Source organism: Lysobacter stagni (genome assembly GCF_030053425.1).
Lineage (GTDB): Bacteria > Pseudomonadota > Gammaproteobacteria > Xanthomonadales > Xanthomonadaceae > Lysobacter_J > Lysobacter_J stagni.
In genome coordinates this window covers 238,071-264,462 of the sequence record NZ_JASGBI010000002.1, presented here as the reverse complement: position 1 = coordinate 264,462, position 26,392 = coordinate 238,071, and the positions used below count along the sequence as shown (strand labels likewise).

The window sequence follows — 26,392 nt, the reverse complement described above, 5'->3', positions numbered from 1 at the left end:
AATGCGCAATGCGTCAACTCACCTGAGACTTTGGTCTAAACGGGCTCCCGATCCCCAGGGATTACAGCGACTTGCGCCGATCCGCGAACGGCATCACAGCCACTTGGCCCGGCGCAGCAAGGCGTACAGCCCCAGGCACGCCACCACCACGACCCCGATCAGGATCCAGTAGCTGTAGCGTCCCTCCAGTTCCGGCATGTGCGTGAAGTTCATGCCGTACCAGCTGGTGATGAGGGTGGGTGCGGCCAGCAGAGCCGCCCAGCCGGCCAGTCGCTTGACGATCTCGCCCTGGTGGATCGTCACCAGCGACAGGTTGACGCTCATCGCGGCCGTCAGCATCTCGCGCAGGGTGTCAGTCGTCTCGTTCAGGCGCACGGCGTGATCGAGCACATCGCGGAAGTAGAGCTGGCTTTCCTCGGAAATGAGGTTCGTGCGTGCGCGAGCGAGCTGGCCGAGGATGTCCTGCAACGGCGACACCGCCATGCGTAGGCGTGTGAGCTCGCGTTTGAGGTCGTAAAGGTGCTTCACCGTGTCGCTGCGGAATTCCTCGGCGAAGATGTCCTGCTCCAGTTCGTTCAGGTCCTGGCTGAACTCCTGCACGATCGGCTCGAAGTTGTCGACGATCAGGTCCAGCACCGTGTACAACGCCGCGCCCGGGCCGCGGGCGAGGTCGTCGGCATCGCGCTCGTAGCGCGCGCGGGCCGGCGCATAGCTGGCGGACGCACCATGGCGCACCGTCACGAGGTAGCGCGGGCCGACGAAGATATGCGTCTCGCCGAAGCGGATGTGGGTGTCTATGCTCTGCGCGGTGTGCACGACGATGAAGAGCGAGTTGCCGTAGGTCTCGATCTTCGGTCGCTGGTGTGCGTTGCGGGCGTCCTCGACGGCGAGGTCGTGCAGGCAGAATTCTTCCTGCAGCTTGTCGAGGATCTCCTCGGCCGGTTCGTACAGGCCGACCCAGATGAAGTTGTCGTCGTCCTTGGCCAGGACTTCGCTGATCTCGTCCAGCCCGATTTCGCGCCGCTGGCCGCCGCGCTCGTAGACGGCGCAATTGACCACGCAGGAGGGCAGGTTGTGGCGGTGGGCCTCGGCGGCGGGCAGGGATTCGGCAGGCGTGCTCATGCGCGAATCCTGCGCCCGCGATGCCTACGCGGCAAGACTCAGCGTCGCGCGCGGAAGGCCTGCAGCAGGCCCAGGTGGATCGGCAGCAGCAGCGCGATCCAGTGCGCGTTGCGTTGCGGCTGCACGGGCAGCCAGTACGCGAACAGCGCCAGCACGGCGCCGGCAGCGATCAGGGCGAGCGTGCCGCGGAACCACGTGCCGGCATCACGCCCGCGCAGTACACGCCACGCACCCGGCAGCAGCAGCCAGCACAGTGGGCTCATCAACAGCAGGTTGGCGTTGGCCCAGCCGTAGGTGTGGCCGGTGCCGAACCAGATGAACAGCATCACCACGGCCAGTACGCCGGACAGCACCCAGAACGGCAGTGCGGCCGCGGCGACCACGCGCGGATACCTGCGTCCCGCCCACGCCGCGGCGATACCCAGCGCGATGCCGACCAGCGCCCACGGCCACCAGCGCGACGGCCCGCCTTGCGGTTCGGGCGGCAGGCGATGCGGCAGCACTTCCTGCTCCTCCAGGACCAGCGGGCGGCCTTCGCTGTTCTTCACCTCGCGCAGTGCCGCCGCCAGGCGCATCGGCACATACGACTCGCCCCATACCGGCAGTGGCTGATCCGATGACGGCCCCAGGCCGATGTCGAAACCCAGCCACATCCACCAGGCCGGCGACGCCAGGCGCACCGCTTCGCTGCGCGCGGTGTTGCCGTGCGATCGGCCTTCGATCTGCCGGCGCAGGCCGCCACCGAGCACGCGGTCGAGTGCGTCGCGCACGCGCGTGGAGCAGTTGTCGTCGAAATACTGGTAGCGGTAGTACGCGTTCTCGGGCTTGGCGTTCTCGGCCAGTGCATCGGCCAGTTCCCGCGCCTGTTCCGGGGTGATGTCGAGCCATTGCACGCTGACACCGCGGCCTTCCTCGCGGTATTGCAGCAGGTCCTGCTCGAACGGCAGCGCCGCCAGGCGGTAGCGCATGTCGTTGCGGACGAAACGCGAGATGAAGTCCGGCTCGGTCGGATCGAAGTAGCCGAAGTTGTACGAGGTCGCCTCGCCGGTGTCGGGCTCGACGACGACGATGGCGTTGTGGCCGAAGCGTTCGAAGAAGATCTCGCCGGGCTGCATCGTCACCACACCGACGCGCGGTGTGGTGGCGGCGAATGCCGGCAGTGCGGCGAACAGCGCGAGCAGGGCCAGGAGTGCGGGAAGGATGAAGCGGGAACGCACGCCGACGGCCTTTCCTTTCACAGTCCCTATTTCCCGGTTTCCCTGTCCCGTCACGTCACGCGTCACCCAGCACCCCGACATGGAAGGCGTGGACGCGGCGTGCGTCGGCGCCGGAGACGCGGAAGACGAAGCGGCCCAGCGTGAGTTCCTCGCCGGCTTCGGGCAGGTGGCCGATCGCGGCGGTGACCAGACCGCCGATGGTGTCGTATTCGTCGTCATCGAAATCGGCACCGAAGCGCTCGTTGAAATCCGCGATGGGCGTGAGCGCGTCCACCACGAACTGGCCGTCGGCCTGTGCGGCGATCAGCGCATTGGGGTCTTCGGCGTCGTCGTGCTCGTCGTCGATCTCGCCGACGATCTGCTCCAGCACGTCCTCGATGGTGACCAGGCCGGCGACGCCGCCGTGCTCGTCGATCACGATGGCCATGTGGTTGCGCGACTGGCGGAATTCACGCAGCAGCACGTTCAGACGCTTGGATTCGGGAATCAGCACCGCCGGGCGCAGCAGCTCGTGGATGGTGCCGGGGCCGTTGTCGGCCACCACGCCGCGCAGCAGGTCCTTGGCCAGCAGTACGCCGAGGATCTCGTCGCGGTGTTCGCCGTGCACGGGGAAGCGGGAATGGCCGGATTCGACCACCTGGCGCATGAGCTCCAGGAACTTGGCGTCGGCCGGCAACGAGACCATCTGCGAGCGCGGGATCATCACGTCGCCGACAGTGAGGTCGGACACGGCGATCGCGCCTTCCATCATGCGCAGCGTGTCGGCAGCGATCAGCCCGTCGGCCTGCGCGTCGCGCAGCAGCTCGACCAGGTCCTCGCGGGTGGAAGGTTCGCCGGACAGGACCGAACTGATGCGTTCGAGCCAGGAGCGCGGTTTCTCGTGGTGCCGCCGCTCGTTGCGCTTCTCGTGAAGCTCGGGCGAATGCTGGAAGCTACTACTGTCGTCCTCGGACATTGGGTTCTTGAAGGCGCCCGGGGGGAAGGGGGCGTGCATTCCAGTCTAGCGCGGTTAGGCGGGGCCCGCTCGGCGGCCTGGGCCCGTCCGTCAGTCCTGGTAGGGGTCGGCGATGCCCAGCGCGGCCAGGATCTCGCGCTCCAGCTGTTCCATGCAGATGGCCTCCTTTTCGTCCTCGTGGTCCCAGCCCAGCAGATGGAGCACGCCGTGCACGGTGAGGTGGGCGTAGTGGGCAGCCAGCGGTTTCTTCTGTTCCTTCGCCTCACGCGCGACGACCGGTGCGCAGATCACCAGATCGCCCAGCAGCGGCATCTTCACGCCCTTGGGCAGGCCTTCCGGCAATTCGGCCGGGAAGCTGAGCACGTTGGTCGCGTAGTCCTTGCCGCGGTAGTGGCTGTTGAGCGCGCGGCCTTCCTTGGTGCCGACGATGCGGATGGCCAGGTCGGCCTCGCGGATGCGGGCCTCCAGCGCTGCAGCCACCCATTTGCGGAAGCTGACTGCCGAAGGGATGCCGGTGCGGGGCACCGCGTAGTTGATGGCGACGTCGAGTCGGATGGGGCCGCGGGTCATGGAGTGGGTTGCTCGCAGGGATCAGGCGGACGGGCCGGTGGCCGCGTCCTGCGCGTCGCGCGCGTCGTAGGCATTGACGATGCGGGCCACCAGTGGATGACGCACGACGTCGCGCGATTCGAAGAAAGTGAAGCTGATGCCGTTGACGTTGCGCAGTACGTCCAGTGCGTCCTTCAGGCCGGACTTCTGGTGCTTGGGCAGGTCGATCTGGGTCAGGTCGCCGGTGACGACGGCGGTGGAGCCGTAGCCGATGCGGGTCAGGAACATCTTCATCTGCTCGATCGTGGTGTTCTGCGCCTCGTCGAGGATCACATACGCATCGTTAAGCGTGCGTCCGCGCATGTACGCCAGCGGTGCGATCTCGATGACGTTCTTCTCCAGCAGCTTGACCACCTTCTCCACGCCGAGCATTTCGTACAGCGCGTCGTACAGCGGGCGCAGGTAAGGGTCGACCTTCTGGGTGAGATCGCCCGGAAGGAAGCCGAGTTTCTCGCCGGCTTCCACCGCCGGGCGCACCAGCACCAGGCGTTGCACGCGCGCTTCGTTCAACGCTTCCACCGCACTGGCGACGGCGAGGAAGGTCTTGCCGGTGCCCGCCGGACCAATGCCGAAGTTGATGTCGTGCGTGGCGATGGCATGCAGGTACTTGGCCTGGTTGAGGCCGCGACCGCGGATGGTGCCGCGCTTGACGCGGATGGCGACCTCCTGCGGTTCGACATCGTCGTTGGCGACCTGGTCCGCGTCGATCTCGGTCAGGCGCAGGTGGATGGCCGGTTCGGTCAGCGCCTCTTCGGCGGCGTCGCGCCAGAGGTCGCGCAGCAGTCGCTCGGCCTTGTTCACCGCGTCCTGCGGGCCGACGATGCGGAAGATGTTGCCGCGATTGGCGATCTCCACGCCCAGGCGCAGTTCGATCATGCGCAGGTGGCCGTCGAAGGGACCGCTGAGGTTCGCCAGGCGCTCGGTTTCGGCCGGTTCCAGGACGAATTCGGACGTGGTTCGTGAAGCCATCGTTAGGGTCTGGGGGAGGGTGCAGGCTGGGAAGCTTGCGCCCATGCCGGCGTTTTCGCAAAACCCGAGGCGACGCGTCAGGCATGCATTCGTGCTGCGTCCGCCGGCGATGACGCTGAGCGCATCGATGCGATCGCGATCGTCCGCGCATGCCGGTCGATAACGTGGGCAATCGCGTTGATGGTCGACAGTGGTGTGACGAGCGGTGGAAAGGAAGAGGCATTGCCGGATGCGTCCGTGTGGCCCGCAATTCCCGCGTGCCGTGCGCGGCGTATCGTGCCGCTACGGTTGCTGCCTTCTGTGTGTTGCGAACGCGCGTGCCGTCCACCCGATCCCGACCGCGATCAGTGTCAGCGAACCCCACCACCACACCTGCATGACGACGTCGGTCGCGGCCTCCGCATCACGCGCATGGCGCATCCACCAGCGCAGCAGGCCCAGCGCGCCCAATCCCAGGAACCAGAGCCCAAGGGCGCAGCGCTGGAGCAGGGTGGGTGGGGCAGGTGGCATGGCGGAGGAAGGCATCGCGGGCGGAAACCAACGATAGAGCAGGGCCGTGCCGGGGTTGAACATTCGCGGGCGATGCGACCGCTCGTCGGAACGGGCTTGCGATCTAATTAATCAACCAATTAAATAACGTCCATGCGCGACAAACCACTCTCCGAGGCGCCTTCCGCGTCCCGTAAGCGGGGTCGGGTCGATTCGGGACGACGTTCCCCCGGGCGTCCCGGCGCCGATGGCCCCGATCTGCGCGAACGACTGCTCGACGCCGCCGTCGCCTGTTTCGTCCGCCAGGGCATCGCGGCCACGCCCGTGCGCGCGATCGCCGCTGAGGCCGGCGTCACGCCGGCGCTGCTCCACTACTACTTCGGCGACAAGGCGCAACTGCAGGAAGCGGTGATCGCCGAACGGGTGCTGCCGGCATTCGATCGGTTGCGGGAGGCGGTGATGAATGCCGGCGACGACGTGGCGGCGCTGATCGCCGCCTTCGTGCAGGGCATCGGTCGCGTGGTGACCGAGCACCCGTGGTTGCCGCCGTTGTGGGTGCGCGAAGTGCTGTGCGAGGGTGGTGCGCTGCGCGATGTTCTGTTCGATCGCATCGGTCCGCAGCTGCCGCGGATGATGGCCGAGCGGTTCGCGCAGGCGCAGTCGCGCGGCGAGCTCAACGAAGACCTCGACCCCCGCCTGCTGATGGTGTCGCTGGTCGGCCTCACGTTGTTCCCCGCAGCGGGCGCGCCGATCTGGCGTCGCATGCTGCAGGCGGACGATCTCGATTTCGAAGCGCTGCGACGGCACACGCTTGCCCTGCTGGATCGCGGCCTGGGCATGGACTGAACCATGAAGAACAACGCCATCCGACTGCGCGAACCCGGGATGCTGCTGGCCATCGCCGCAACGATGCTGCTGGCGGCGTGCGGCCGCGACGCGCCCCAGGCGCTGGGCACGCTGGAGTGGGACCGCATCGCGCTGCCCGCACCGGCGGCGGAGAAGATCGTGCGAATCGATGTGCGCGAGGGGCAGCGCGTGAACGCCGGCGCGCGGCTGGTGCAACTGGAACTGGCGCGCACGCAGTCGCAACTGGCCGCGCTGCAGGCGCAGGCGCAACAGGCCGGCGAAGTGCTCACGGAACTCGAAGCCGGGCCGCGTGCCGAGGAGATCTCCCAGGCAAAGGCCCGTCTTGCCGCGGCGCGTGCGCAGGCGGCTGATGCGCGGGCATTCTCCAATCGGTTGCTGCCGCTGGGCCGGCAGCAACTGGTCGCGGCGTCCGATGTCGACCGCGCACGCGCGTCCGCCGACTCCGCCGAGGCCGCGGTGCGAGCCGCGCAGCAGGAACTGCTGGAACTGGAACGCGGCACGCGCATCGAGCAGATCGCACAGGGCCGTTCCGCCGTTGCCGCCGCGCAGGCGCAGGCTGCCACGCAGGCGGTGACACTGGAGAAACTCGACCTGGTCGCGCCGCGTGCCGGCGTCGTCGACAGCCTGCCGTACCGGCTGGGCGACCAGGCGCCCGTGGGGGCGCCGCTGGCCATCCTGCTGGTCGGCGACGCACCGCATGCTCGCGTCTACGTGCCCGAGCCGATCCGCCCGGATGTGCAGGTCGGGCAATCGGCGCGTGTGTTCGTGGGTGGTCGCGACGAGGCCCTGCCGGGCCGCGTGCGCATGATCCGCAGCGAGCCCACGTTCACGCCGTACTACGCACTGATCGGCGACGACGCCTCGCGCCTGAGCTATCTGGCCGAAGTGGAGATCACCGGCGGTAACCGCGCAACGCTGCCAGCCGGCGTGCCGGTGCGTGTGGAGTTCGCGACCGGTGGCCATGAGTGAGGCGACGTCCCGCGACGACCTCGCGATCCGCGCGCGCGGATTGACCAAGCGCTTCGGCCAACTGGTCGCGGTCGACCACGTAGACCTGAGCGTACCGCGCGCGCATGTGTACGGGTTCCTCGGACCCAATGGCTCGGGCAAGACGACCACCATCCGCATGCTGTGCGGCCTGCTCACCCCTACCGAAGGCGAAGTGGAAGTGCTGGGCCTGCGTATTCCCGAGCAGGCCGAGGAACTGCGTCGACGCATCGGTTACATGACGCAGAAGTTCTCGTTGTTCGAGGACCTGAGCGTGCGCGAGAACCTGGAATTCCTCGCCGCGGTGCAGGACATCCCGCGTGCGCAGGCAGCGCAGCGCATCGACGAACTCGTCGAGCACTACCACTTCGCCGACCGTCAGAAACAACTCGCCGGCACCCTGAGCGGCGGCCAGAAGCAGCGCCTGGCGCTGGCCGGCGCGGTGATACAGAAGCCCGAACTGTTGTTCCTCGACGAACCCACCAGCGCGGTCGATCCCGAATCGCGGCGGGATTTCTGGGAAAAGCTGTTCGACCTGGCCGACGCGGGCACCACGATCCTGGTGTCCACGCACTACATGGACGAGGCCGAGCGTTGCCATCGCATCGCCATCCTCGACCGCGGCGCGCTCGTCGCGGACGGCACGCCGGACGATCTCACGCGCGAACTCGCCGGCCGCACGCTCGAGGTGAAGGCCGCGCAGCCGCGTCGCGCGCAGCAGGTGCTGGTCGCCGTGCCGGGCGTGCTGAGCGTGGCCCAGATAGGCAATTCGCTGCGCGTGCTCAATGCGCCCGATGGCGATGCTGCGGAGCGCGTGCGCAGGGCGTTGTCCGATGCGGGCCTGGACGCCGACGTCGTTCCGTCGCAGCCCAATCTGGAGGACGTGTTCGTCTCGGCCACGCGTGGTCGCAACACCGAAGCGCAGGAGCGTGCCGCATGAGCCTGCGCCGCCTGTTCGCGATCGTGCAGAAGGAACTGCGACAGATGCGCCGCGACCGCATCACGCTGGCGATGATCGTCGGCATCCCGGTCATGCAGCTGGTTCTGTTCGGCTATGCGATCAACCTCAACCTGCGCGGCTTGTCCACGGGCATCGCCGACCAGGCCAACACAGCAGGCTCGCGCGCGCTGGTGATGGACATGGTGGCCACCGGCGTCATCACGCCGACCGTCAGTGCGACCGCACCACAGGAGCTGATGGAGCGGCTGCGCCGCGGCGAGATCAGCGTGGGCGTGGTGGTCCCGCCCGATTTCGAGCGCCGCCGCTTCGAAGGCCGCGAAGCCGTGCAGGTGATGGTGGATGGCAGCGACACCGTGGTGCAGAGCGCGGCGGTGCAGCTGGCGCAGCTGCCGTTGGCCACGGCGCCGGTCGACAACACGCGGCCGCTGCGCGAAGGCGCGGGGCAGGTGGCGCGCGGACAGATCAGCGTGGTGGCTTTCTACAACCCGGAGCGGCGATCGGCCGTCAACATCGTGCCCGGGCTGATCGGCGTCATCCTCACCATGACCATGGTGCTGTTCACCGGTGTGGCCATCGTGCGCGAGCGCGAGCGCGGCAACATGGAACTGCTGATCGCCACGCCGCTCTCGCGTTCGGAGTTGATGATCGGCAAGGTGCTGCCGTACGCGGCGATCGGGCTGATACAGACCTCCGTGATCCTGGTGCTGGGCGTGTGGTTGTTCCAGGTGCCCATCCGCGGCAGCCTGCTCGATGTCTACCTCGCCGCGGTGCTGCTGATCTTCGCCAACCTGACGCTGGGCCTGTTGATCTCGACCAAGGCGCGCTCGCAGTTCCAGGCGATGCAGATGACGTTCTTCGTGTTCCTGCCGTCGATCCTGCTGTCGGGTTTCATGTTTCCCTTTGCCGGCATGCCGCGCGTGGTGCAGTGGCTGGCCGAGGCGCTGCCGCTGACACATTTCCTGCGCCTGATCCGCGGCATCGTGCTGCGCGGCGCGAGCCTGTGGGAGCTGTGGCACGACGTGCTGGCCCTGCTGGCCTTCACCGCCGTGATGATGACCGCGGCCATCGCGCGCTTCCGGAAGCGGCTGGACTGAGGGCGCCTTCGCGCCCGTCGCACTTGCCACGGGCGTCCGGTTTGCGCACAGTCCGGACACTTTCGGACATTGGGGAATGGGGATGCGCAAGCTCGTTTGGGCCGTGTCGGCGGCGCTGGCGGTGATGTCGGGAACGGCGTTGGGGGCCAAGGTGACAGTGCTCACCGCGGCGAAGATCCACACGCTGGAGACCGCGCATCCCACGGCGCAGGCGATGGCCTTCGACGACACCGGTCGCATCCTTGCGCTGGGCGACGCGGCGACGCTGGGCAAGCGTTACCCGAAGGCGACGCGCCTGGATGTCGGCAACGCGACGGTCATCCCCGGTCTCATCGATGCGCACGCGCACGTGTCCGGCCTGGGCATGACCATGCTCAGCGCGGATCTGGTGGGTGCGGACGACAAGCAGGACGTGCTGCAGCGCCTGCAGGCCTTCGCGAAGCAACTGCCGGCCGGCGCCTGGCTGATCGGTCGCGGCTGGGACCAGAACGACTGGCCGGAGAAGCGCTTCCCCACGGCGGCCGACCTGGATGCCGCGTTCCCGGACCGTCCGGTCTGGCTGGAGCGCATCGACGGCCACGCGGGCTGGGCCAACACCGCGGCGATGCGTGCGGTGAAGCGCGATCTCTCCGGCGACTGGCAGCCCGACGGCGGCCGGATCGAACGCGCCGGTGGCAAGGCCACGGGCATCTTCGTCGACGGTGCGATGTCGCTGGTTGATCAGGCGCGGCCGCCGCTGGACGAAGCCACCGCCGAGCGCGCGCTGTCGCTGGGCATGCAGTCGGCGGTCGAGCACGGCCTGACCGGCGTGCACGACGCGGGCGTCAGCCTTGCCGAACTCAAGCGTTACCAGCGCCTGGCCGACCGCGGTGCGATGCCGTTGCGCATCACCGCGATGGCCGACGGCAACAACGAAGCCCTCGAATCGCTGTGCGCGAACGGTCTGTATGCGCACCCATCGGGCCGGTTGAAGATGCGCACGTTGAAGCTGTACGCCGATGGTGCGCTTGGCAGCCGCGGCGCGGCGATGCTGCAGGAGTACAGCGACGACCACGGCAACCTCGGCCTGATGGTGACGTCGCCGGAGCAGATCGCCGTTGCCGTCGAGAAGGCCAAGCGCTGTGGCGTGCAGGTGGCCACGCACGCCATCGGCGACCGTGGCAACCATGTCGTGCTGGAGGCGTACGCGAAGGCACTGGGCAACGACGCCACCACCACCGACCACCGCTGGCGCATCGAACATGCGCAGGTGCTGTCGAAGCAGGACCTGCCGCGCCTGGCGCAGCTGCACGTGATCGCCTCGATGCAGCCCACGCACGCGACCAGCGACATGCCGTGGGCCCAGGATCGCGTGGGCGCCGAACGCATCATCGGCGCGTATGCGTGGCGCCAGTTGCGCGACAGTGGGGCCCGTCTGGCGTTGGGATCGGATTTCCCGGTGGAATCGGTCGATCCGCGTTTCGGCCTGTATGCCGCGGCCACGCGCGCCGATGCACAGGGCCTGCCGGCGGGCGGCTGGTTCCCGCAGGAGAAGCTCACTGCCTTCGAGGCGCTGCGCGGCTTCACGCTGGACGCGGCCTACGCCGGCTTCGCCGAGAACGAAGTGGGCAGCCTGGAGGTCGGCAAGCGAGCGGACTTCGTCGTGCTGACCGAAGACCCGCTGGCGATCGCGCCGTCGGGTCTGCGCAATCTCAGCGTGCAGGCGACCTACGTGGACGGCGAGGCGGTGTATCGCGCGAAGTAAGCGCGAGCGTCATCCCGGCGTGTGGTGCGGGCGCAATGCGTAGACATGCGCCTGCACCGTCGTGCCGTCGTCCAGACGCGCGCGCGTGATGACGCGTTCGTAGCCGCTGCCTTCGAACGCGTCCAGACGATCCCAGTGTTCGCGCAACTGCGTGGACGAGAAGACGAGGCCGCGCACGTCCGCACCGCACTCGTCCAGCACCAGGCCCGGATAACCCAGCGCCGCGCCCCAGCCTTCCTGGCGTAGCGTTCCGGTGACCGTCCCCGGTGTCCAGTCGCCCGGAACCTCCGCCAGTACGTGCGCGTTGGACTGTCCCGGCGCGAGGCTGCCGTACACGAACAGATGCTCGATCCGCATCCCGGTCGCTCCTGAAGGTCGATTGGGCGACAATGTCACAACACGTGCACCTGCGCCGTCCTCGCGATGGAACGCTATCGTCTCGCGGATGACGCTCCGGAACGGAGAGACGATCGTGCAGCGAATCCTGTATTCAGGCACTCGCAACGCCTCCAGCTGGGCCTTCCGCGCCTGGCTGGCGCTGCGCGAGGCGGAGGTGGATTTCGAGGAACGCATCGTCGATATCCGCATGCCGCAACGCCTCGACAACCTCGCGCGCATCCGGCGTTTCTCGCCGCCCGGCTCGGTTCCGGTGCTGGTGGAAGGCGAGACGGTGATCTTCGACTCACTCGCCATCATGGAATACGCCAGCGACCTGGCCGGCGGCCGCCTGTGGCCGGCCGATCCGATGGCGCGCGCCACTGCGCGCTCGCTGTTCGCCTGGCAGCATGCGGGTCTGTCCGGCCTCTGCGCGCGGTTGTCGTTCGAAAGTGCGTTCTACGCGGACCGTCGCGTGATGACAGCGAGCGAGCGGGAAGAGGCGTCACGGTTCTTCGAGATCTGCGAACAGACGCTGCTGCGCAGCGGCGGTCCGTGGCTGGCCGGCGAACTGTCGCTGGCGGACCTCGCGCTGGTTCCGACAGTGGCTCGCCTGATGGCGCATTCGCCGGACCTCGAAGCGGCACCCGAAGGTGCCGCGTGGGCGCAGCGACTGATGGCGCGGCCGGCGGTGGAGGAGTGGATGGCCGAAGCGCGCGGCCTGCCGCCGGTGTGGCTCGACGACTACTGAAGCGGCCGCTTACGCGACGTCCGCCACCGCGACGCGTCCGCGCAACGAGTTGCTCATCGCCTCGGTGATGACGACATCGACGAACTGGCCGATCAGGCGCGCGTGGCCGGGGAAGTTCACCGAGCGCATGTTCTCGGTCTTGCCGGTCAGCTCGTTCGGGTTCTTCTTCGACGGGCCTTCGACCAGCACGGTCTGCGTGCTGCCCACCATCGCGTCCGAGATCGAACGCGCGTGCGCGTTGATGTGCGCCTGCAGGCGCGACAGGCGCGCATGCTTCTCCTCGCTGGAGACGTTGTCTTCCAGGTCGGCGGCTGGCGTACCGGGTCGGCGCGAGTAGATGAACGAGAACGACTGGTCGAAGCCGACGTCCTCGATCAGCTTCATGGTCTTCTCGAAATCCGCATCGGTCTCGCCCGGGAAGCCGACGATGAAGTCGGAGCTGATCGAGATGTCCGGGCGTACCGCGCGCAGCTTGCGGATCTTCTGCTTGAACTCCAGCGCCGTGTAGCCGCGCTTCATCGCCGCCAGGATGCGGTCGCTGCCGGCCTGCACGGGCAGGTGCAGGTAGTTGGCCAGCTTGGGCACGTCGCGATAGGCCTCGACCAGCGAGTCCGAGAACTCCAGCGGGTGCGAGGTGGTGAAGCGGATGCGGCCGACGCCTTCGATTTCGGCGATGGCGCGGATGAGCAGGCCGAGGTCGGCGACTTCGCCATCACCGCCGTCTTCGGCTGGCGCGATCGGGCCGCGATACGCGTTGACGTTCTGGCCGAGCAGGTTGATCTCGCGCACGCCCTGCGAGGCAAGGTCGGCCACTTCCACCAGCACGTCCTCGAAGGGACGGCTGATCTCCTCGCCGCGCGTGTATGGCACCACGCAGAACGAGCAGTACTTGCTGCAGCCTTCCATGATCGAGACGAACGCGCTGGGGCCTTCGGCGCGCGGTTCGGGCAGGCGGTCGAACTTCTCGATCTCCGGGAAGGAGATGTCGACCTGCGGCAGGCCGGTCTCGCGCCGCGCCTGGATGAGTTCGGGCAGGCGGTGCAGCGTCTGCGGGCCGAAGACCAGGTCCACGAACGGCGCGCGCTTCACGATCGCCTCGCCTTCCTGCGAGGCCACGCAGCCACCGACGCCGATGACGACCGGCTTGTCGCCCTGCTTGAGCGACTTCCAGCGGCCGAGCTGGCTGAAGACCTTCTCCTGGGCCTTCTCGCGGATCGAGCAGGTGTTGATCAGGATGACGTCGGCTTCCTCGACGTTCTGCGTCAGCTCCAGACCGTCGCTGGCGGCGAGCACGTCGGCCATCTTGGCCGAGTCGTACTCGTTCATCTGGCAACCGTGGGTCTGGATGTAGAGCTTCTTCGTCGCGGGCGCGGCGGTGTCGTGCTCGGCGGCGGCCGTGGGCGCGTTGGAGGGGCTGGTCTGGCTCATCTGGCTCGATCCGGGAGGGGCGGCGGTTATTCCGCGCCGGAGGGGGCGCCATTCTACAGGCTGGGACCGGCAGGCCGGGAACGGGCCAGGATCGCGTTTACCTGATACGAGGGCAGTTGGAGGGCGCGGGGTCGCGCCGGCAGGGGCCCGGATGTCCGTGAAGGCACGCTTGGCATTGCTGGGGCTGGCGGGGCTGTTGGCGGCCGCGCCTACGTTCGCCCAGCAGAATCCGACCACCGCGACGCTGGGACAGCCCAGTCGACCGACCGCGCCCGCGCGCGTACTGGGTTTCACCCACGCGCCGACCGCAGCGGACGATTCGTTGCCGCCCGCGGAGGCGGGGACCATCGAACTGCCCGCCGCCATGCGGGTGACCCAGGGCGAGGTCTACCGCTACCTCGACAACGGCGAGGTCCTCTACAGCAGCGTCCGTCCGGCACCGCGGGCAGGGTTGGGCCGGGTGAGCCGGGAGACCTACACCTACATGGAAAGCTGCTTCGCCTGCGCGCTGCAGCCGGGACTGGACTTCGCCACCATCCGCCTGAACACCGACGCCTACCGCAAGGAGATCGCCGCCGCAGCGCGCGATTTCGGCGTGGACGAGGCGGTGGTGCGGGCGATCATCCACGCCGAGTCGGCCTACGACCCCAACGCGATATCGCGCGTGGGCGCGCAGGGACTGATGCAGCTGATGCCCGCCACGGCGCGGCGGTTTGGCGTGGCCAATGTGTTCGACATCCGCCAGAACATCCGCGGCGGCGTGCAGTACCTGGCGTGGCTGCTGCACCGCTTCAACGGCAATCTCACCCTCGCCGCCGCCGGCTACAACGCAGGCGAGGGCGCGGTCGACCGGTACCAGGGCGTGCCGCCCTACAGCGAGACCCAGCGCTACGTGCAACGGGTCGCGGTGCTCGCCGAGCGCTACCGCACGGCGGTGGTGCGCTGAGGACAGGACAGGGGCACGGCGCGGGCGAAGCCGGTACGCCGGCTTCGCCCAGCGACGGGACGGGATGCGGGGGCGGTCACGTTTCCTGTGGCCCAGCGCAATCAAGGACTTGTGAAGGCCGGGGAGACAGGACACACTCGCGGACATGAGGGGGGGCGCGCTGCTGTTGGGGATGGCATGCCTGCTGGCTGCGGCGCCGACCGTGGCCGGCACCCTGTACCGTTGCGACGCGCCCGATGGCAGCCGCAGCTACGTCAACAAGCGCACGCCCGGCGCCCGCTGCACGGTCATCAGCGGGGGGGCGTCGGCTTCCCGCCCGTCGACTACGGTGTCGTCCACGCCCCCGAAGGTGGCGATGGGCGGCGTGACATCCACCAGCGCCGTGAGCGGGTCACCCGCCGTCGCGCACGCCGATGCACCCAGGGCCGCGGCCGTGCCGGCCGTCCCGTCTCCAGCGCCCGCCAGCTACAGCGCGAATGCGCCGCGCGTGGTGCAGGGGCAGGTGTACTCGTACATCCAGGACGGCGTCCGCCACTACACCAGCCGCAAGCCGCAGGTGGCCAATGCCTCGGCGGTGCGCACCATCCGCTACAGCTACATCGAGACGTGCTACGCCTGTGCGGCGCGTCCCGGCGTCAATTTCGGCACGGTGCGCCTCAACACCAATGCCTACCGCGACGAAATCTCCATCGCCTCGCGACAGCACGGCGTGGACGAGGCGATCGTGCGCGCGATCATCCATGCCGAGTCGGCCTACAACCCCAACGCGCTCTCGCGTGCCGGCGCCCAGGGGCTGATGCAGCTGATGCCGGCGACGGCGCGACGGTTCGGCGTGAGCAATCCCTTCGATGCCGGCCAGAACATCCAGGGCGGCGTGCAGTACCTGGCGTGGCTGCTCAAGCGCTTCAACAACAACCTGACCCTCGCCGCGGCCGGCTACAACGCCGGTGAAGGCGCGGTAGACAAGTACAAGGGCGTGCCGCCCTACAGCGAGACCCAGCGATACGTGCAGCGGGTGGCCGTCCTGGCCGACCGCTACCGGGGAACGGCGGGCGTGATGCGCTGACCGGCCCCGGGGGGCGCCGCCGGGGCCGCTCCGGCCCCGATGCGCAACATCGGCGGATTGATGGGCCATTCACCGTTCCGTTACACTTCCCCGTCTTTTGTGCCGCGAGCCGTCGCCAGTGGCGTTGGCGGTGCGGTGTTACTTCGATCCAGCTTTGCGGAGTGCCGGATGGCCAACCAAGGGGTCAACGATCCTGTCAACCAGGGCCGCCGTCGGTTCCTGACCGCGACCACTGCAGTGGTCGGTGCGGTCGGTGCCGGTTTTGTGGCGGTACCGTTCATCAAGTCCTGGAACCCGAGCGCACGGGCCAAGCTCGCCGGCGCGCCGGTGACCGCGGACATCAGCGCCCTGGCGGAAGGGCAGCGTCTGATCATGGAGTGGCGCGGTCAGCCGATCTGGATCGTCAAGCGTTCCAAGGCGATCCTGGACGCGCTGCCGACCCTCGACGGGCACCTGCGCGATCCCAAGTCCGAGAACAAGGACCAGCAGCCGGCGTACATCACCGGTGAGGGGCGCTCGATCAAGCCGGAGATCTCCGTGCTGGTCGGCCTGTGCACCCACCTGGGCTGCTCGCCGGAAATGAAGGCCGAGATCCGTCCGGAACCGTTCGATCCCGAGTGGAAGGGCGGTTATTTCTGCCCCTGCCACAAGTCGCGCTTCGACATGGCCGGCCGCGTGTTCCAGGGCGTCCCGGCGCCGACCAACCTGGTCGTGCCGCCGCACCACTACGAGAACGACAACACGATCATCATCGGTGTCGATCCGTCGTCCAGCAGCAAGGGAGCGGCGTAAGCCATGGCGAACATCTTCACCCGTGCCGCCGATGGCGTGATGGATTGGGTCAACGCGCGCGCGCCCGGCATGATGCCGGCGTACCGCAAGCACATGACCGAGTACTACGCGCCGAAGAACTTCAACCTCTGGTACTACTTCGGCTCGCTGGCGATGCTGGTGCTGGTCAACCAGATCGTCACCGGCATCTTCCTGACGATGCACTTCAAGCCGTCCGCGGCCGAAGCGTTCTCGTCGGTCGAGTACATCATGCGTGACGTGGAGTGGGGCTGGCTGATCCGCTACATGCACTCCACCGGCGCGTCGATGTTCTTCATCGTCGTGTACCTGCACATGTTCCGCGGCCTGATGTACGGCTCGTACCAGAAGCCGCGCGAACTGGTGTGGATCCTGGGCATGCTGATCTACCTGGTCCTGATGGCCGAAGCCTTCATGGGCTACGTGCTGCCGTGGGGCCAGATGTCGTTCTGGGGCGCCAAGGTGATCATCTCGCTGTTCGGCGCGATCCCGGTCATCGGCAACGGCCTGACCGAATGGATCATGGGCGACTACCTGCCGGGCGACGCCACGCTGAACCGCTTCTTCGCGCTGCACGTCATCGCGCTGCCGCTGGTGCTGCTGCTGCTGGTCGTGCTGCACCTGGGCGCGCTGCACGAAGTGGGTTCGAACAACCCGGACGGCGTCGACATCAAGAAGGGCCCGAAGGGCAACCGCTGGGATCCGAACAAGCCGGCCGACGGCATTCCGTTCCACCCGTACTACACGGTGAAGGACCTGTTCGGCGTCGGCTTCTTCCTGATCCTGTGCGCGTTCGTCATCTTCTTCGCGCCGGCCTTCGGTGGCTGGTTCCTGGAGCATGACAACTTCACCGAGGCCAACCGCCTGGTGACGCCGGAACACATCAAGCCGGTGTGGTACTACACCCCGTACTACGCGATGCTGCGCGTCATCCCGCACAAGCTCAGCGGCGTGATCGTGATGTTCGCGGCGATCGCGGTGCTGTTCCTGGTGCCGTGGCTCGACCGCTCGCCGGTGAAGTCGCACCGCTACCGCGGCTGGATGACCAAGGTCATGCTGGGCGTGCTGGCGATCTGCTTCCTGTGGCTGGGCAAGATCGGCGCCGGTCCGGGTACCGACCCGGTCGAGACCATCATCGGTCGCGTGCTGACCTTCCTGTACTTCGTCTTCTTCATCACCATGCCGCTTTGGACCAAGTTCGACAAAACCAAGCCGGTGCCGGAACGGGTGACGATGCATGACTGACCTGATCGCTCACGCCAGCCAACGACCCGTCCAGAAGAAGCGCATCGTGAAGAAGCTCGCCACCTTCGCCGCAGGCCTCCTGATCTCCTTCGGCGCATTCGCGTCCGAAGGCGGGCACCTGCAGCAGTCGGGCACCGACCTGGGCGACCGCGCGTCGCTGCAGCGTGGTGCCAAGCTGTACATGAACTACTGCTCGGGCTGCCATTCGCTCAAGTACCTGCGCTACTCGCGCATGGCCGAGGACCTGGGCCTGACCGAAGACGAGGTGATGAACAACCTCAACTTCACCGGTGCCAAGTTCGGCGAGCAGATCCAGGTCAACCTGACCCCGGAACATGCCAACCAGTGGTTCGGCAAGATGCCGCCGGACCTCAGCCTGATCGCGCGCGTGCGCGGCACGGACTGGGTCTACACCTACCTGAAGTCCTTCTACCTGGACGAGGCGCGTCCGCTGGGCTGGAACAACCAGCTCTTCCCGAACGCCTCCATGCCGAACGTCCTGTGGGAGCTGCAGGGCCTGCAGCACGCCGAGTTCGGCGAGGCAGACAAGAAGACGGGCGATCGCCCGGTCCTCGGTCTGAAGGTGACCCAGCCGGGCGAGCTCAACGCCGACGAGTTCAGTCAGGCCGTGCGCGACATCACTACATTCCTCGAGTACGCCGGCGAGCCGGCTGCCCTCAAGCGCCAGAACATCGGCGTGTGGGCCATCCTGTTCCTGGCGATGTTCACCCTGCTGGCCTACCTGCTCAAGCACGAGTACTGGCGGGACGTGGACAAGCACTGACCGCTTGCTGTATCCCTTGGAGCCCGTACAGAGATGTGCGGGCTCCTTGGTTTGGGCAGGCGGGCTGCCAATCGAGGCCGTGACGACCGTCCACACGGGGTGGATGGCGTCTTCCCATCGGCGGATTCCGGTGGCTGGAGAGGTCGATGATGGCGGCGAGTCCACGTATGCGTAATGCCCTGACGCTGTTCTCTTCCACCGATTGCGTGCTGTGTCACCGCGTGCGCCTGGTGCTGGCGGCCAAAGGCGTGACCTACGATCTGGTGCCGGTCGATCCGCAGAATCCCCCCGAAGATCTCGTCGACCTCAACCCGTACCATTCGGTCCCGACCCTGGTCGAGCGCGACCTGGTCCTCTATGCGGCCAGTGTCGTCAGCGAATACCTCGACGAACGCTACCCGCATCCGCCGCTGATGCCTGTGGACCCGCTGTCCCGGGCGCGGCTGCGCCTGGCGATGCTGCGCCTGGAACACGATTGGGTGCCGCAGGTGCAGGCCATCCAGCTGGGCAACAAGGCCCAGGCCGAAGCAGGCCGCAAGCGCCTGAAGGAACTGCTTACCGCGTCCGTACCGCTGTTCAAGGCGAGCAAGTTCTTCCTCAACCCGGAAATGAGCCTGGCCGACTGCGCGATGGCGCCGATCATCTGGCGCCTGGACGCCCTGGGCGTTCCGCTGCCCAAGGATGGCAAGGCCATCGAGGACTATGGCAACCGCATCTTCCGCAACCCTGGCTTCACCCGCAGCCTGACGGAGCAGGAGCGCAAGCTGCGCGATCTGCCGTCCTGACGGCCGCACCTGCGGATGCGACGAACGGGCCTGTGGGCCCGTTTTCGTTTCCGGGAACGCGTGCGGCGACCTGTCCGGCTGCACACGCTTCGGCCGTGTGTATGTGTCAGCGACCGTGCGGCGCTAAACTCGGGCCATGAGTCAGGAAAGCAATTCTTCGATGACCAGCCATCGGCCGTATCTGCTGCGGGCGCTGTACGAGTGGATCGCCGACAACGGCATGACCCCGCACCTGCTGGTCGATGCAGCGCGCCCCGGCGTGCAGGTGCCCGTGCATGCGGTCAAGGACGGCAAGATCGTGCTCAACATCGCCGAGCGCGCGGTGTCGCGCCTGGAGATGGGCAACGACGCCATCCGCTTCAGCGCCCGCTTCGGCGGCGTGAGCTATCCAGTCGCCGTGCCGGTGCACGCCGTGCTGGCCATCTATGCGCGCGAAACCGGGCAGGGCATGGCGCTCCCCGACGACATCCACACCGCCGGTGAAGAAGGTGACGTCGAGGTCGAGCTGGCCGACGAAAGTTCGGTCACTCCGCTCAGCGCGGTGCCGGACGAGCCTTCGCCCGACGGGGACGACCAGGGCCCGCAGACGCCGACACCGCGACGCGGGGCGCATCTGCGCATCGTGAAGTAGGGTTCGCCGGAACGTCGGCTCGCAGGTGTAACGGCGCGGCTTCAGTGCAGCGTTGTCGGCGCCGGTGCCACCGGTCCGCTGAAGGACACCAGCCGCTCGCCGCGCAGGACCAGCCGGCCGACCTGACGGTCGTGTCCGTTGACGGAATAGTCGAAGCGGAACGTGCGTTCCCAGCCAAGCCTGCCGTTGTCGTTGCGGCACAGGCGGATACCGATCGCGTGCACGCTCTGGTCCAGCCATTGCACCCCTGCGGCCTGGCAGGCATTGCGCCCGACTTCCTCGGCGCGCTCGGCCGCCGCGCGTCCGGCGCTCCAGAATGCGAACGCCATCGCAGCTACAATCATCAGGATCAGTAAAGTCGGCATCCAGTTAATGTGGCGGCGCATCGTGTCCGCTGCAAGTGGTGTCAGGACTTCGGCAGGGGGCCGGTCCAATCATGAAACTCGTCTTCCCGGGTGGCGAGCACCCTCAGGTTCTGCTCGGCCACGGCGTCAATCGCGTGGGCTCGGATCCGCAATCCACCATCGTCATCGATCGGCCCGGCGTGCTGCCACAGCACTGCCAACTGCACGTCACCGCGCAGGGCGTGATGCTCGACGTGCCCAGCGGCACTACGGTCAGCGTCAACGGCCGGCAGGTACAGGGGCTGATCGCGCTGCGCCCCGGCGATACGGTCGCCTTCGACCAGGTGCAGGCCAAGCTGGCCGCGCTGGGGCCGCCACCGGTCGTTGCGCGCCAGCCGAACGCCGGGCCGGAGCTGCCCTCGGCCAACGACGACCCCGGCGTGACCGCCGTCCGGCCGGTACTGCCCCGGTTCTTCCTGCGCGGCGTGTCGCCGGAAGTGATTGGTCGCAGCGAGGCGATGGTCGGCGTGGTGACCGTCGGCCGCGCCAGCGAATGCAACCTGCGTTTCGATTCTCCCGGCCTGTCGCGCACGCACGCGCGGCTGATGCCCACCGAGAATGGTGTGCAGGTCGAGGACCTGGGGTCCAGTAACGGCAGCTACATCAACGGCAAGCGGGTGCTGCGCGGCGAGGCCCACGTCGGCGACGAGCTGATGTTCGACACGGTGCGCTTCCGCCTGGCCGCATCCAGCGTGCAGGAGCCGCCGGTGCAGGTCGTGGCCACGTCGCGTCGCAAGACGAAGCAGGCCAAGGGCGGATCGATCGTTCCCTGGCTGATCGTGGCGATGCTGCTGCTCGGCGGCGGCGCGGCGGCCGCGATGCTGCTCCAGGTCTGACGAACGTCCGCGGCTCAGGCCGCGGGCGGTGGCCCGAGCTTCAGCGAAAGATCGATCGCGCGGACGTGCTTGGTCAGTCCGCCGATCGAGATGCAATCCACGCCGTCCTGCGCGATGGCGCGCAGCGTGGTCATGTCCACGCCGCCGGACACTTCCAGCGGAATGCGCCGATCGGCCGGCACCGCGTGAGCGATGCGTACCGCCTCGCGCCGCATCGCAGCGTCGAAGTCGTCGATGAGGATGCGGTCGCATCCTTCGTGCAGCGCTTCTTCCAGCTGCGCGATCGTTTCCACCTCCACGATCAGCGGCAGCGCCGGGTGCATGGCGCGCGCGGCCTGGATGGCGGCCGTGAGCGAGCCGGCCGCGCGAACGTGGTTCTCCTTGAGCATCACCGTGTCGTACAGGCCGATGCGATGGTTCACGCCGCCGCCGCAGCGCACGGCGTACTTCTGCGCCAGGCGCAGGCCGGGGATGGTCTTGCGCGTGTCCAGGATCTTCGCGCCGGTACCGCGCACGGCATCGACATACGCCGCGGTCGTGGTCGCAGTACCGGACAGCGTCTGCAGGAAGTTCAGCGATGCGCGTTCGGCGCTGACGAGTGCGCGTGCGCGGCCCTGCAGCGTGGCCAGCACCGTGCCCGCGGCGACGCGTTCGCCTTCCCGCACGCGCCAGTCGATGCGCACGTGCGGATCGAGCGCGCGATGGCAGGCGTCGAACCACGGCCGTCCGCACACCACGGCGTCTTCCTTGCACAGCAGGTAGGCGCTGTCGGCGACGTCGGGGAGCAGCGCTGCAGTGACGTCGCCGGACCCCAGGTCCTCGGCGAGCGCGCGCGCCACGTCCTCGGCGACGATCGCCGCGGGCGGTGGGACGAGTGCGGCGCTCATGCGCCCGGGAAGGACGGAACCTGCGCGGTGGCGATCGCCTCTTCGGCCAGCAGCACCGGAATGCCGTCGTCGATGCGGTAGATAGTCCTGCGGTCGCGCGTGACGAGCGCCTCGCGCAACGCCTCACCCTGGGCCGTGCCGTCGCCGCGGATCACGCTGCCGGCCTGGATCGCGGCATTGAGGGCCTGCAGGCCCTGGCCGTCCAGGAGTTGCAGCGGCTGGCGCGAAGACGGGCAGACGAGCAGATCGAGCAATTTGCGGTCCATGGGATGTGGTGCCGGGGGAACGGGACAGGGCGTTAGAATACGTCTTTGCCCAAGGGCAGGACCAATGTCAGCTCAGGAAACCGCCGCGCCGCTGGTCGGCATCGTGATGGGCTCGCGCTCCGACTGGGAGACGATGCAGCACGCCGCCGCCCGCCTGGAGGCTCTCGGAGTCCCGCACGAAGTGCGCGTGGTGTCGGCCCATCGCACGCCGGACGTGCTGTTCGAGTACGCCGCCACCGCGAATGCGCGCGGCCTGCGCGCGATCATTGCCGGCGCCGGTGGCGCCGCGCATCTTCCGGGCATGCTGGCCGCCAAGACGGCGGTGCCGGTGCTGGGTGTGCCCGTGCAGAGCAAAGCCCTGAACGGCATGGATTCGCTGCTCTCGATCGTGCAGATGCCGGCCGGCATTCCGGTGGGCACGTTCGCCATCGGCAACGCCGGTGCCGCCAATGCCGCGCTGTTCGCCGCGGCGATGCTCGCCCACGACCACCCCGCCATCGGCCAGGCTCTCGAAGCCTTCCGCACGCGCCAGACCGACGACGTGCTGGCGAACGACGACCCACGCAAATGACGACTGTTGGCATTCTCGGTGGCGGGCAGCTGGCCCGCATGCTCGCGCTTTCGGGCGCACCGCTGGGTCTGCGCTTCCTGGTGATGGACAACGTCGCCGATGCCTGCGCGGGCCAGTTCGCGCCGATGGTGGTGGGCGATTACCGCGACGAGTCGGCGCTGGCGGAGTTCGCCTCGCGCGTGGACGTGGCGACGTTCGATTTCGAGAACGTGCCGGCCGAGTCGGCGCAATGGCTGAGCGACCGCGTTCCCGTGTTTCCGAATCCGGGCGCGTTGGCGACCGCGCAGGACCGCCTGGCCGAGAAGACCTTGTTCCGCGAACTGGGCATTCCCGTGCCGCCGTTCGCCGCCATCGAAACGCGCGCCGACCTCGACGCCGCGCTGGCGCAGATCGGCACGCCGAGCATCCTGAAGACGCGCCGCCTGGGGTACGACGGCAAGGGCCAGTTCCGCATCAAGACGCCGGCCGATGCCGATGCCGCGTGGGATGCACTTGGCGCGCAGGCTTCGAAGGTCGGGCTCATCCTCGAAGGGTTCGTGCATTTCCAGCGTGAGCTCTCGGTGGTCGCCGTGCGCGGCCGCGATGGCGAGTTCCGCGCCTGGCCGCTCACCGAGAACTGGCATGTCGACGGCGTGCTTTCGGCCAGCCTCGCGCCGGCGCGCGTGGACAGCGCGCTGCAGGAAATCGCCTATGACTACGCGCGCCGACTGGGCGAGGCGATGGACTACGTCGGCGTGTTCGCGCTGGAGTTGTTCTGCCGCGACGGCGAACTGCTCGCCAACGAGTTGGCGCCGCGCGTGCACAACTCCGGCCACTGGACCATCGAAGGCAGCGAGACCAGCCAGTTCCAGAACCACCTGCGCGCCGTGCTCGGTCTTCCGCTCGGCGACACGCGCATGGTCGGACTGGCATGCATGCTCAACTGGATCGGCGAAATGCCCGACGCGCTGCCGATGCTGCGCGAGCCCGGTGGCCACTGGCACGACTACGGCAAGCTGCCGCGCGACGGCCGCAAGGTCGGCCATGCCACGCTGCGCGCCGACAATGCGGACGCACTGGCCGCCGCGCTTGCGCGTGTCGGCGAAGCGCTCGGGCGCCAGGCGCAGGTGACGCCGGTGGTCGCGCGCTTGCGCGGATAGGAGCGCGCCACCCGTCGCGTTGCGGCTTGTCAGCACGGGCTCCGTCGGCTCAACTGGCCGGACACACCGTACCGGATGCCCGCGATGGAACGCATGGAGCCCGACGAACCTCGTCCGGAACAGGATTTCGCCGCTTACGGCCCGGACTTCTCGCCTTTGCAGTTGGCCGTTTCGGGCGTGCTGCTGGTAGGCGGTGGAGTCGTGGCCGACCGCACCAGCAGCGAAGGCGTTGCCGCGGTAGCCGGAATACTGGCCTGCGTGGCCTACATCGCGTTCGCGCTTTCGGCCGCCGATGGATTGAACCTCATGCTGGCCAACCGCGGCCGCAAACCACGACGCTTCATGTTCCTGCACGTCATGGTCATGTCGTTCTGGCTGTTCGCGGCGTACCGGATGATCGCGGAGCGCAAGTTCGAGCCCCTCATGGCGCTGGGCCTGGTGCTCAACGCCGCGATCTTCTACGTGGCCTTCTTCGCGGCCGGTGCGGTGTTCATGGTCCTGCACTTTCCACGCGTCGCGCTGGAATGGGTGGTGTGGGCCGGGGCGCGCATGTTCGGCAGGAAGTCCTGACGGGCATGCAACGAAAAACGGCCGGGTTGCCCCGGCCGTTTCGCTGTGTGGCTTCGTCGCGGCTTACTTCAGGTTCGAAGCAACGAAATCCCAGTTGACCAGGTTCCAGAACGCCTCGACGTACTTCGGACGGGCGTTGCGGTAGTCGATGTAGTAGGCGTGTTCCCACACGTCGCAGGTCAGCAGCGCGGTGTCCTCGCCGGTGAGCGGCGTGGCGGCGTTGGAGGTGCTCACCAGGCCCAGCGAACCGTCCGGACGCTGGACCAGCCAGCCCCAGCCCGAACCGAAGGTGCCGACGGTGACCTTGGTGAACTCTTCCTTGAACTTGGCGAAGTCGCCGAAGGCCTTGTTGATCAGCTCGGCCAGCTTGCCGGTCGGCTCACCGCCGCCGTTGGGCGACAGGCAGTTCCAGTAGAAGGTGTGGTTCCAGATCTGCGCGGCGTTGTTGAACATGCCGCCCTGCGACTTGCGGATGATCTCTTCCAGCGACAGCGAGGCGAACTCGGTGCCCTCGATCATCTTGTTGAGGTTGTCCACGTAGGTCTTGTGGTGCTTGCCGTAGTGGAAGTCCAGCGTTTCGCCGGAGATGTGCGGTTCCAGCGCGGTGCGGTCGTAGGGCAGGGGAGGCAGTTCGATGGCCATTGCGGGCTCCTGAGGGCTGGCTAAGGGGATGCCGGGGGCGGGACGGATCGGCGCGTCCGCGGCTCGGGAAGGCTTACAATTGCCATTCTATCCCCACGATTCGTTGCCGTGCCGTCAATCGCGGGGCAACGCACCATTGCAGGAGTTGCAGCCATGTCCGTGATCGAACGGATCCAGGCCGAAGTCGAAAGCCATCCCGTCGTGCTCTTCATGAAGGGCACCGCGCAGTTCCCGATGTGCGGTTTCTCCAGTCGCGCGGTGCAGGCCCTCAAGGCGGCCGGCGCCTCGGAGCTGCACACCGTCAACGTGCTGGAGGATCCGGAAATCCGCGCCAACCTGCCGCGCTATTCCAACTGGCCCACGTTCCCGCAGCTTTTCATCCACGGTGAACTGATCGGCGGTTGCGACATCACGCTGGAACTGTTCGAGTCGGGCGAGCTGGCGCGCATGATCAGCGAGACGCAGCACCAGTGATTCCGAACGAAGGCAAGGGCTCGCTCGACGGCCGTGTCGTACTGGTGACCGGCGCGTACGGCGGGCTGGGCAGTGCGGCCGCGCTGGCCTGCGCACGTGCGGGCGCCACGGTCGTGCTGCTGGGCCGCAAGGTGGCCAAGTTGAATCGCGTGTACGACGCCGTGACCCAGGTGGGGCCCGAGCCGCTGCTGTATCCGCTCGACCTGGAAGGCGCCGCGCCCGACGACTACGCCGAGATGGCACAACGCATCGAATCGGAAATCGGTCGCCTCGATGGCGTGCTGCACTGCGCCGCCGATTTCCCCGGCCTGACGCCGCTGCTGCAGACCGATCCGGCCGCATTTGCGCGCGCGCTGCATGTCAACCTCACCGCGCCGTGGTGGCTCACGCAGGCGTGCCTGCCGTTGCTGGCGAAGTCGGAAGATGCCGCCGTCGTGTTCGTGACCGACGACCTGACGCGCGTGTCCGGTGCGTACTGGGGCGGCTACGGACTGGCGAAGCAGGGGCTGGCCGGACTGGTCCACATGCTGCACGCGGAGCTGGCCAACTCGACGGTGCGTGTCGCCGGCCTGCAGGCCGGACCGATGCGCACGCCGGTGCGTGCCAAGGCCTATGTCGAGGAAAGCGATATCGCCGCGGTCGATCCCATCGCCTACGCCGGCGCGTGCGTGACCCTGCTGTCTGCGGCCGGTGCCGCGCACCGCGGCCAGGTCTGGGCGCCGGCGCCCGCCGCCCTTAATCTGACGCTGACCCAGCTGCAGTGACCGC

Annotated in this window: 31 protein-coding genes; 19 read left to right on the top strand and 12 right to left on the bottom strand. The window is 67.8% G+C overall.

The features are described 5' to 3' along the window. Positions 1-93: 93 nt before the first annotated feature. From corA to QLQ15_RS18110, 6 genes are all read right to left on the bottom strand, one after another. Positions 94-1,122 carry a magnesium/cobalt transporter CorA gene (gene corA / locus QLQ15_RS18135; RefSeq protein ID WP_283214299.1) on the bottom strand — a complete coding sequence of 343 codons (1,029 nt, stop codon included), beginning with the start codon at positions 1,120-1,122 and terminating at the stop codon, positions 94-96. Positions 1,123-1,160: 38 nt separating this feature from the next. Continuing rightward, the gene (locus QLQ15_RS18130) at positions 1,161-2,339 is read right to left on the bottom strand and encodes a lipoprotein N-acyltransferase Lnb domain-containing protein (RefSeq protein ID WP_283214298.1); all 1,179 of its coding nucleotides are present in this window, start codon (positions 2,337-2,339) and stop codon (positions 1,161-1,163) included. A gap of 55 nt (positions 2,340-2,394) precedes the next feature. Further along, the gene (locus QLQ15_RS18125; RefSeq protein ID WP_283214297.1) at positions 2,395-3,294 is read right to left on the bottom strand and encodes a CorC family transporter; all 900 of its coding nucleotides are present in this window, start codon (positions 3,292-3,294) and stop codon (positions 2,395-2,397) included. Between the two features lie 90 nt (positions 3,295-3,384). Continuing rightward, complete coding sequence (gene ybeY, locus QLQ15_RS18120) at positions 3,385-3,864, bottom strand: rRNA maturation RNase YbeY (RefSeq protein WP_283214296.1); 480 nt, start codon at positions 3,862-3,864, stop codon at positions 3,385-3,387. 21 nt (positions 3,865-3,885) lie between these two features. Beyond that, the gene (locus tag QLQ15_RS18115; RefSeq protein ID WP_283214295.1) at positions 3,886-4,872 is read right to left on the bottom strand and encodes a PhoH family protein; all 987 of its coding nucleotides are present in this window, start codon (positions 4,870-4,872) and stop codon (positions 3,886-3,888) included. Positions 4,873-5,154: 282 nt separating this feature from the next. Then, positions 5,155-5,445, bottom strand: coding sequence for a hypothetical protein (locus QLQ15_RS18110; protein WP_283214294.1), 291 nt, complete (start codon positions 5,443-5,445; stop codon positions 5,155-5,157). 69 nt (positions 5,446-5,514) lie between these two features. Here QLQ15_RS18110 and QLQ15_RS18105 point away from each other — a divergent pair, with 69 nt between their 5' ends. The 5 genes from QLQ15_RS18105 to QLQ15_RS18085 all read left to right on the top strand — a co-directional run bounded on the left by QLQ15_RS18105 (position 5,515) and on the right by QLQ15_RS18085 (position 11,014). Next, entirely contained in the window at positions 5,515-6,207 is a 693-nt protein-coding gene (locus tag QLQ15_RS18105) for a TetR/AcrR family transcriptional regulator (RefSeq protein ID WP_283214293.1), read from the top strand. 3 nt (positions 6,208-6,210) lie between these two features. Next, the gene (locus QLQ15_RS18100; protein WP_432277866.1) at positions 6,211-7,197 is read left to right on the top strand and encodes an HlyD family secretion protein; all 987 of its coding nucleotides are present in this window, start codon (positions 6,211-6,213) and stop codon (positions 7,195-7,197) included. Between the two features lie 25 nt (positions 7,198-7,222). Then, positions 7,223-8,155, top strand: a complete 933-nt coding sequence (locus QLQ15_RS18095) for an ABC transporter ATP-binding protein (protein WP_283214330.1) — start codon at positions 7,223-7,225, stop codon at positions 8,153-8,155. After that, the gene (locus QLQ15_RS18090; RefSeq protein ID WP_283214292.1) at positions 8,152-9,270 is read left to right on the top strand and encodes an ABC transporter permease; all 1,119 of its coding nucleotides are present in this window, start codon (positions 8,152-8,154) and stop codon (positions 9,268-9,270) included. The genes QLQ15_RS18095 and QLQ15_RS18090 overlap by 4 nt, the downstream gene beginning before the upstream one ends. Positions 9,271-9,352: 82 nt before the next feature. Further along, entirely contained in the window at positions 9,353-11,014 is a 1,662-nt protein-coding gene (locus tag QLQ15_RS18085; RefSeq protein ID WP_283214291.1) for an amidohydrolase, read from the top strand. 9 nt (positions 11,015-11,023) lie between these two features. On the opposite strand, the gene QLQ15_RS18080 is transcribed toward QLQ15_RS18085, so the two are convergent. Further along, the gene (locus QLQ15_RS18080) at positions 11,024-11,371 is read right to left on the bottom strand and encodes a gamma-glutamylcyclotransferase family protein (protein ID WP_283214290.1); all 348 of its coding nucleotides are present in this window, start codon (positions 11,369-11,371) and stop codon (positions 11,024-11,026) included. Positions 11,372-11,486: 115 nt separating this feature from the next. On the opposite strand from QLQ15_RS18080, the gene QLQ15_RS18075 reads away from it, so the two are divergent. Beyond that, positions 11,487-12,140, top strand: a complete 654-nt coding sequence (locus QLQ15_RS18075; protein WP_283214289.1) for a glutathione S-transferase family protein — start codon at positions 11,487-11,489, stop codon at positions 12,138-12,140. 9 nt (positions 12,141-12,149) lie between these two features. On the opposite strand, the gene miaB is transcribed toward QLQ15_RS18075, so the two are convergent. Then, entirely contained in the window at positions 12,150-13,568 is a 1,419-nt protein-coding gene (miaB, locus tag QLQ15_RS18070; RefSeq protein ID WP_283214288.1) for a tRNA (N6-isopentenyl adenosine(37)-C2)-methylthiotransferase MiaB, read from the bottom strand. A 151-nt stretch (positions 13,569-13,719) separates the two neighbouring features. Here miaB and QLQ15_RS18065 point away from each other — a divergent pair, with 151 nt between their 5' ends. The 7 genes from QLQ15_RS18065 to QLQ15_RS18035 all read left to right on the top strand — a co-directional run bounded on the left by QLQ15_RS18065 (position 13,720) and on the right by QLQ15_RS18035 (position 19,835). Further along, on the top strand, positions 13,720-14,514 hold the full coding sequence (locus QLQ15_RS18065; protein WP_283214287.1) for a lytic transglycosylase domain-containing protein: 795 nt from the start codon (positions 13,720-13,722) through the stop codon (positions 14,512-14,514). 145 nt (positions 14,515-14,659) lie between these two features. Further along, positions 14,660-15,580 carry a lytic transglycosylase domain-containing protein gene (locus QLQ15_RS18060; RefSeq protein ID WP_283214286.1) on the top strand — a complete coding sequence of 307 codons (921 nt, stop codon included), beginning with the start codon at positions 14,660-14,662 and terminating at the stop codon, positions 15,578-15,580. A gap of 168 nt (positions 15,581-15,748) precedes the next feature. Next, a complete protein-coding gene (gene petA / locus QLQ15_RS18055) occupies positions 15,749-16,372 on the top strand; it encodes a ubiquinol-cytochrome c reductase iron-sulfur subunit (protein ID WP_283214285.1) in 624 nt (207 codons plus the stop codon). Between the two features lie 3 nt (positions 16,373-16,375). After that, on the top strand, positions 16,376-17,635 hold the full coding sequence (locus QLQ15_RS18050; protein WP_283214284.1) for a cytochrome b: 1,260 nt from the start codon (positions 16,376-16,378) through the stop codon (positions 17,633-17,635). Then, positions 17,628-18,419 (top strand): cytochrome c1, encoded by a 792-nt coding sequence (locus QLQ15_RS18045; RefSeq protein ID WP_283214283.1) that lies wholly within the window; start codon positions 17,628-17,630, stop codon positions 18,417-18,419. Before QLQ15_RS18050 ends, QLQ15_RS18045 begins: the two co-directional genes overlap by 8 nt. A gap of 149 nt (positions 18,420-18,568) precedes the next feature. Continuing rightward, positions 18,569-19,204 (top strand): glutathione S-transferase N-terminal domain-containing protein, encoded by a 636-nt coding sequence (locus tag QLQ15_RS18040; RefSeq protein WP_283214329.1) that lies wholly within the window; start codon positions 18,569-18,571, stop codon positions 19,202-19,204. 160 nt (positions 19,205-19,364) lie between these two features. Then, positions 19,365-19,835 (top strand): ClpXP protease specificity-enhancing factor, encoded by a 471-nt coding sequence (locus tag QLQ15_RS18035; protein ID WP_283214282.1) that lies wholly within the window; start codon positions 19,365-19,367, stop codon positions 19,833-19,835. A 41-nt stretch (positions 19,836-19,876) separates the two neighbouring features. On the opposite strand, the gene QLQ15_RS18030 is transcribed toward QLQ15_RS18035, so the two are convergent. Further along, complete coding sequence (locus QLQ15_RS18030) at positions 19,877-20,200, bottom strand: DUF3301 domain-containing protein (protein ID WP_283214281.1); 324 nt, start codon at positions 20,198-20,200, stop codon at positions 19,877-19,879. 71 nt (positions 20,201-20,271) lie between these two features. On the opposite strand from QLQ15_RS18030, the gene QLQ15_RS18025 reads away from it, so the two are divergent. Then, positions 20,272-21,075 carry an FHA domain-containing protein gene (locus QLQ15_RS18025; RefSeq protein ID WP_283214280.1) on the top strand — a complete coding sequence of 268 codons (804 nt, stop codon included), beginning with the start codon at positions 20,272-20,274 and terminating at the stop codon, positions 21,073-21,075. Between the two features lie 14 nt (positions 21,076-21,089). Here QLQ15_RS18025 and nadC read toward each other — a convergent pair whose 3' ends face one another. Beyond that, on the bottom strand, positions 21,090-21,962 hold the full coding sequence (gene nadC, locus QLQ15_RS18020; protein WP_283214279.1) for a carboxylating nicotinate-nucleotide diphosphorylase: 873 nt from the start codon (positions 21,960-21,962) through the stop codon (positions 21,090-21,092). Then, complete coding sequence (locus tag QLQ15_RS18015; protein WP_283214278.1) at positions 21,959-22,228, bottom strand: Trm112 family protein; 270 nt, start codon at positions 22,226-22,228, stop codon at positions 21,959-21,961. The genes nadC and QLQ15_RS18015 overlap by 4 nt, the downstream gene beginning before the upstream one ends. A gap of 64 nt (positions 22,229-22,292) precedes the next feature. Here QLQ15_RS18015 and purE point away from each other — a divergent pair, with 64 nt between their 5' ends. From purE to QLQ15_RS18000, 3 genes are all read left to right on the top strand, one after another. After that, complete coding sequence (gene purE / locus QLQ15_RS18010; protein ID WP_283214277.1) at positions 22,293-22,799, top strand: 5-(carboxyamino)imidazole ribonucleotide mutase; 507 nt, start codon at positions 22,293-22,295, stop codon at positions 22,797-22,799. Continuing rightward, positions 22,796-23,938: a 5-(carboxyamino)imidazole ribonucleotide synthase gene (locus QLQ15_RS18005; protein WP_283214276.1), complete on the top strand. Its 1,143-nt coding sequence runs from the start codon at positions 22,796-22,798 to the stop codon at positions 23,936-23,938. Before purE ends, QLQ15_RS18005 begins: the two co-directional genes overlap by 4 nt. Positions 23,939-24,022: 84 nt before the next feature. After that, positions 24,023-24,508 (top strand): hypothetical protein, encoded by a 486-nt coding sequence (locus tag QLQ15_RS18000; protein WP_283214275.1) that lies wholly within the window; start codon positions 24,023-24,025, stop codon positions 24,506-24,508. 63 nt (positions 24,509-24,571) lie between these two features. Here QLQ15_RS18000 and QLQ15_RS17995 read toward each other — a convergent pair whose 3' ends face one another. Then, complete coding sequence (locus QLQ15_RS17995; RefSeq protein WP_283214274.1) at positions 24,572-25,150, bottom strand: superoxide dismutase; 579 nt, start codon at positions 25,148-25,150, stop codon at positions 24,572-24,574. A gap of 153 nt (positions 25,151-25,303) precedes the next feature. Here QLQ15_RS17995 and grxD point away from each other — a divergent pair, with 153 nt between their 5' ends. Next, positions 25,304-25,624 (top strand): Grx4 family monothiol glutaredoxin, encoded by a 321-nt coding sequence (gene grxD / locus QLQ15_RS17990; protein ID WP_283214273.1) that lies wholly within the window; start codon positions 25,304-25,306, stop codon positions 25,622-25,624. After that, positions 25,621-26,388, top strand: a complete 768-nt coding sequence (locus QLQ15_RS17985; protein ID WP_283214272.1) for an SDR family NAD(P)-dependent oxidoreductase — start codon at positions 25,621-25,623, stop codon at positions 26,386-26,388. The genes grxD and QLQ15_RS17985 overlap by 4 nt, the downstream gene beginning before the upstream one ends. The last annotated feature ends 4 nt before the right edge of the window (positions 26,389-26,392 follow it).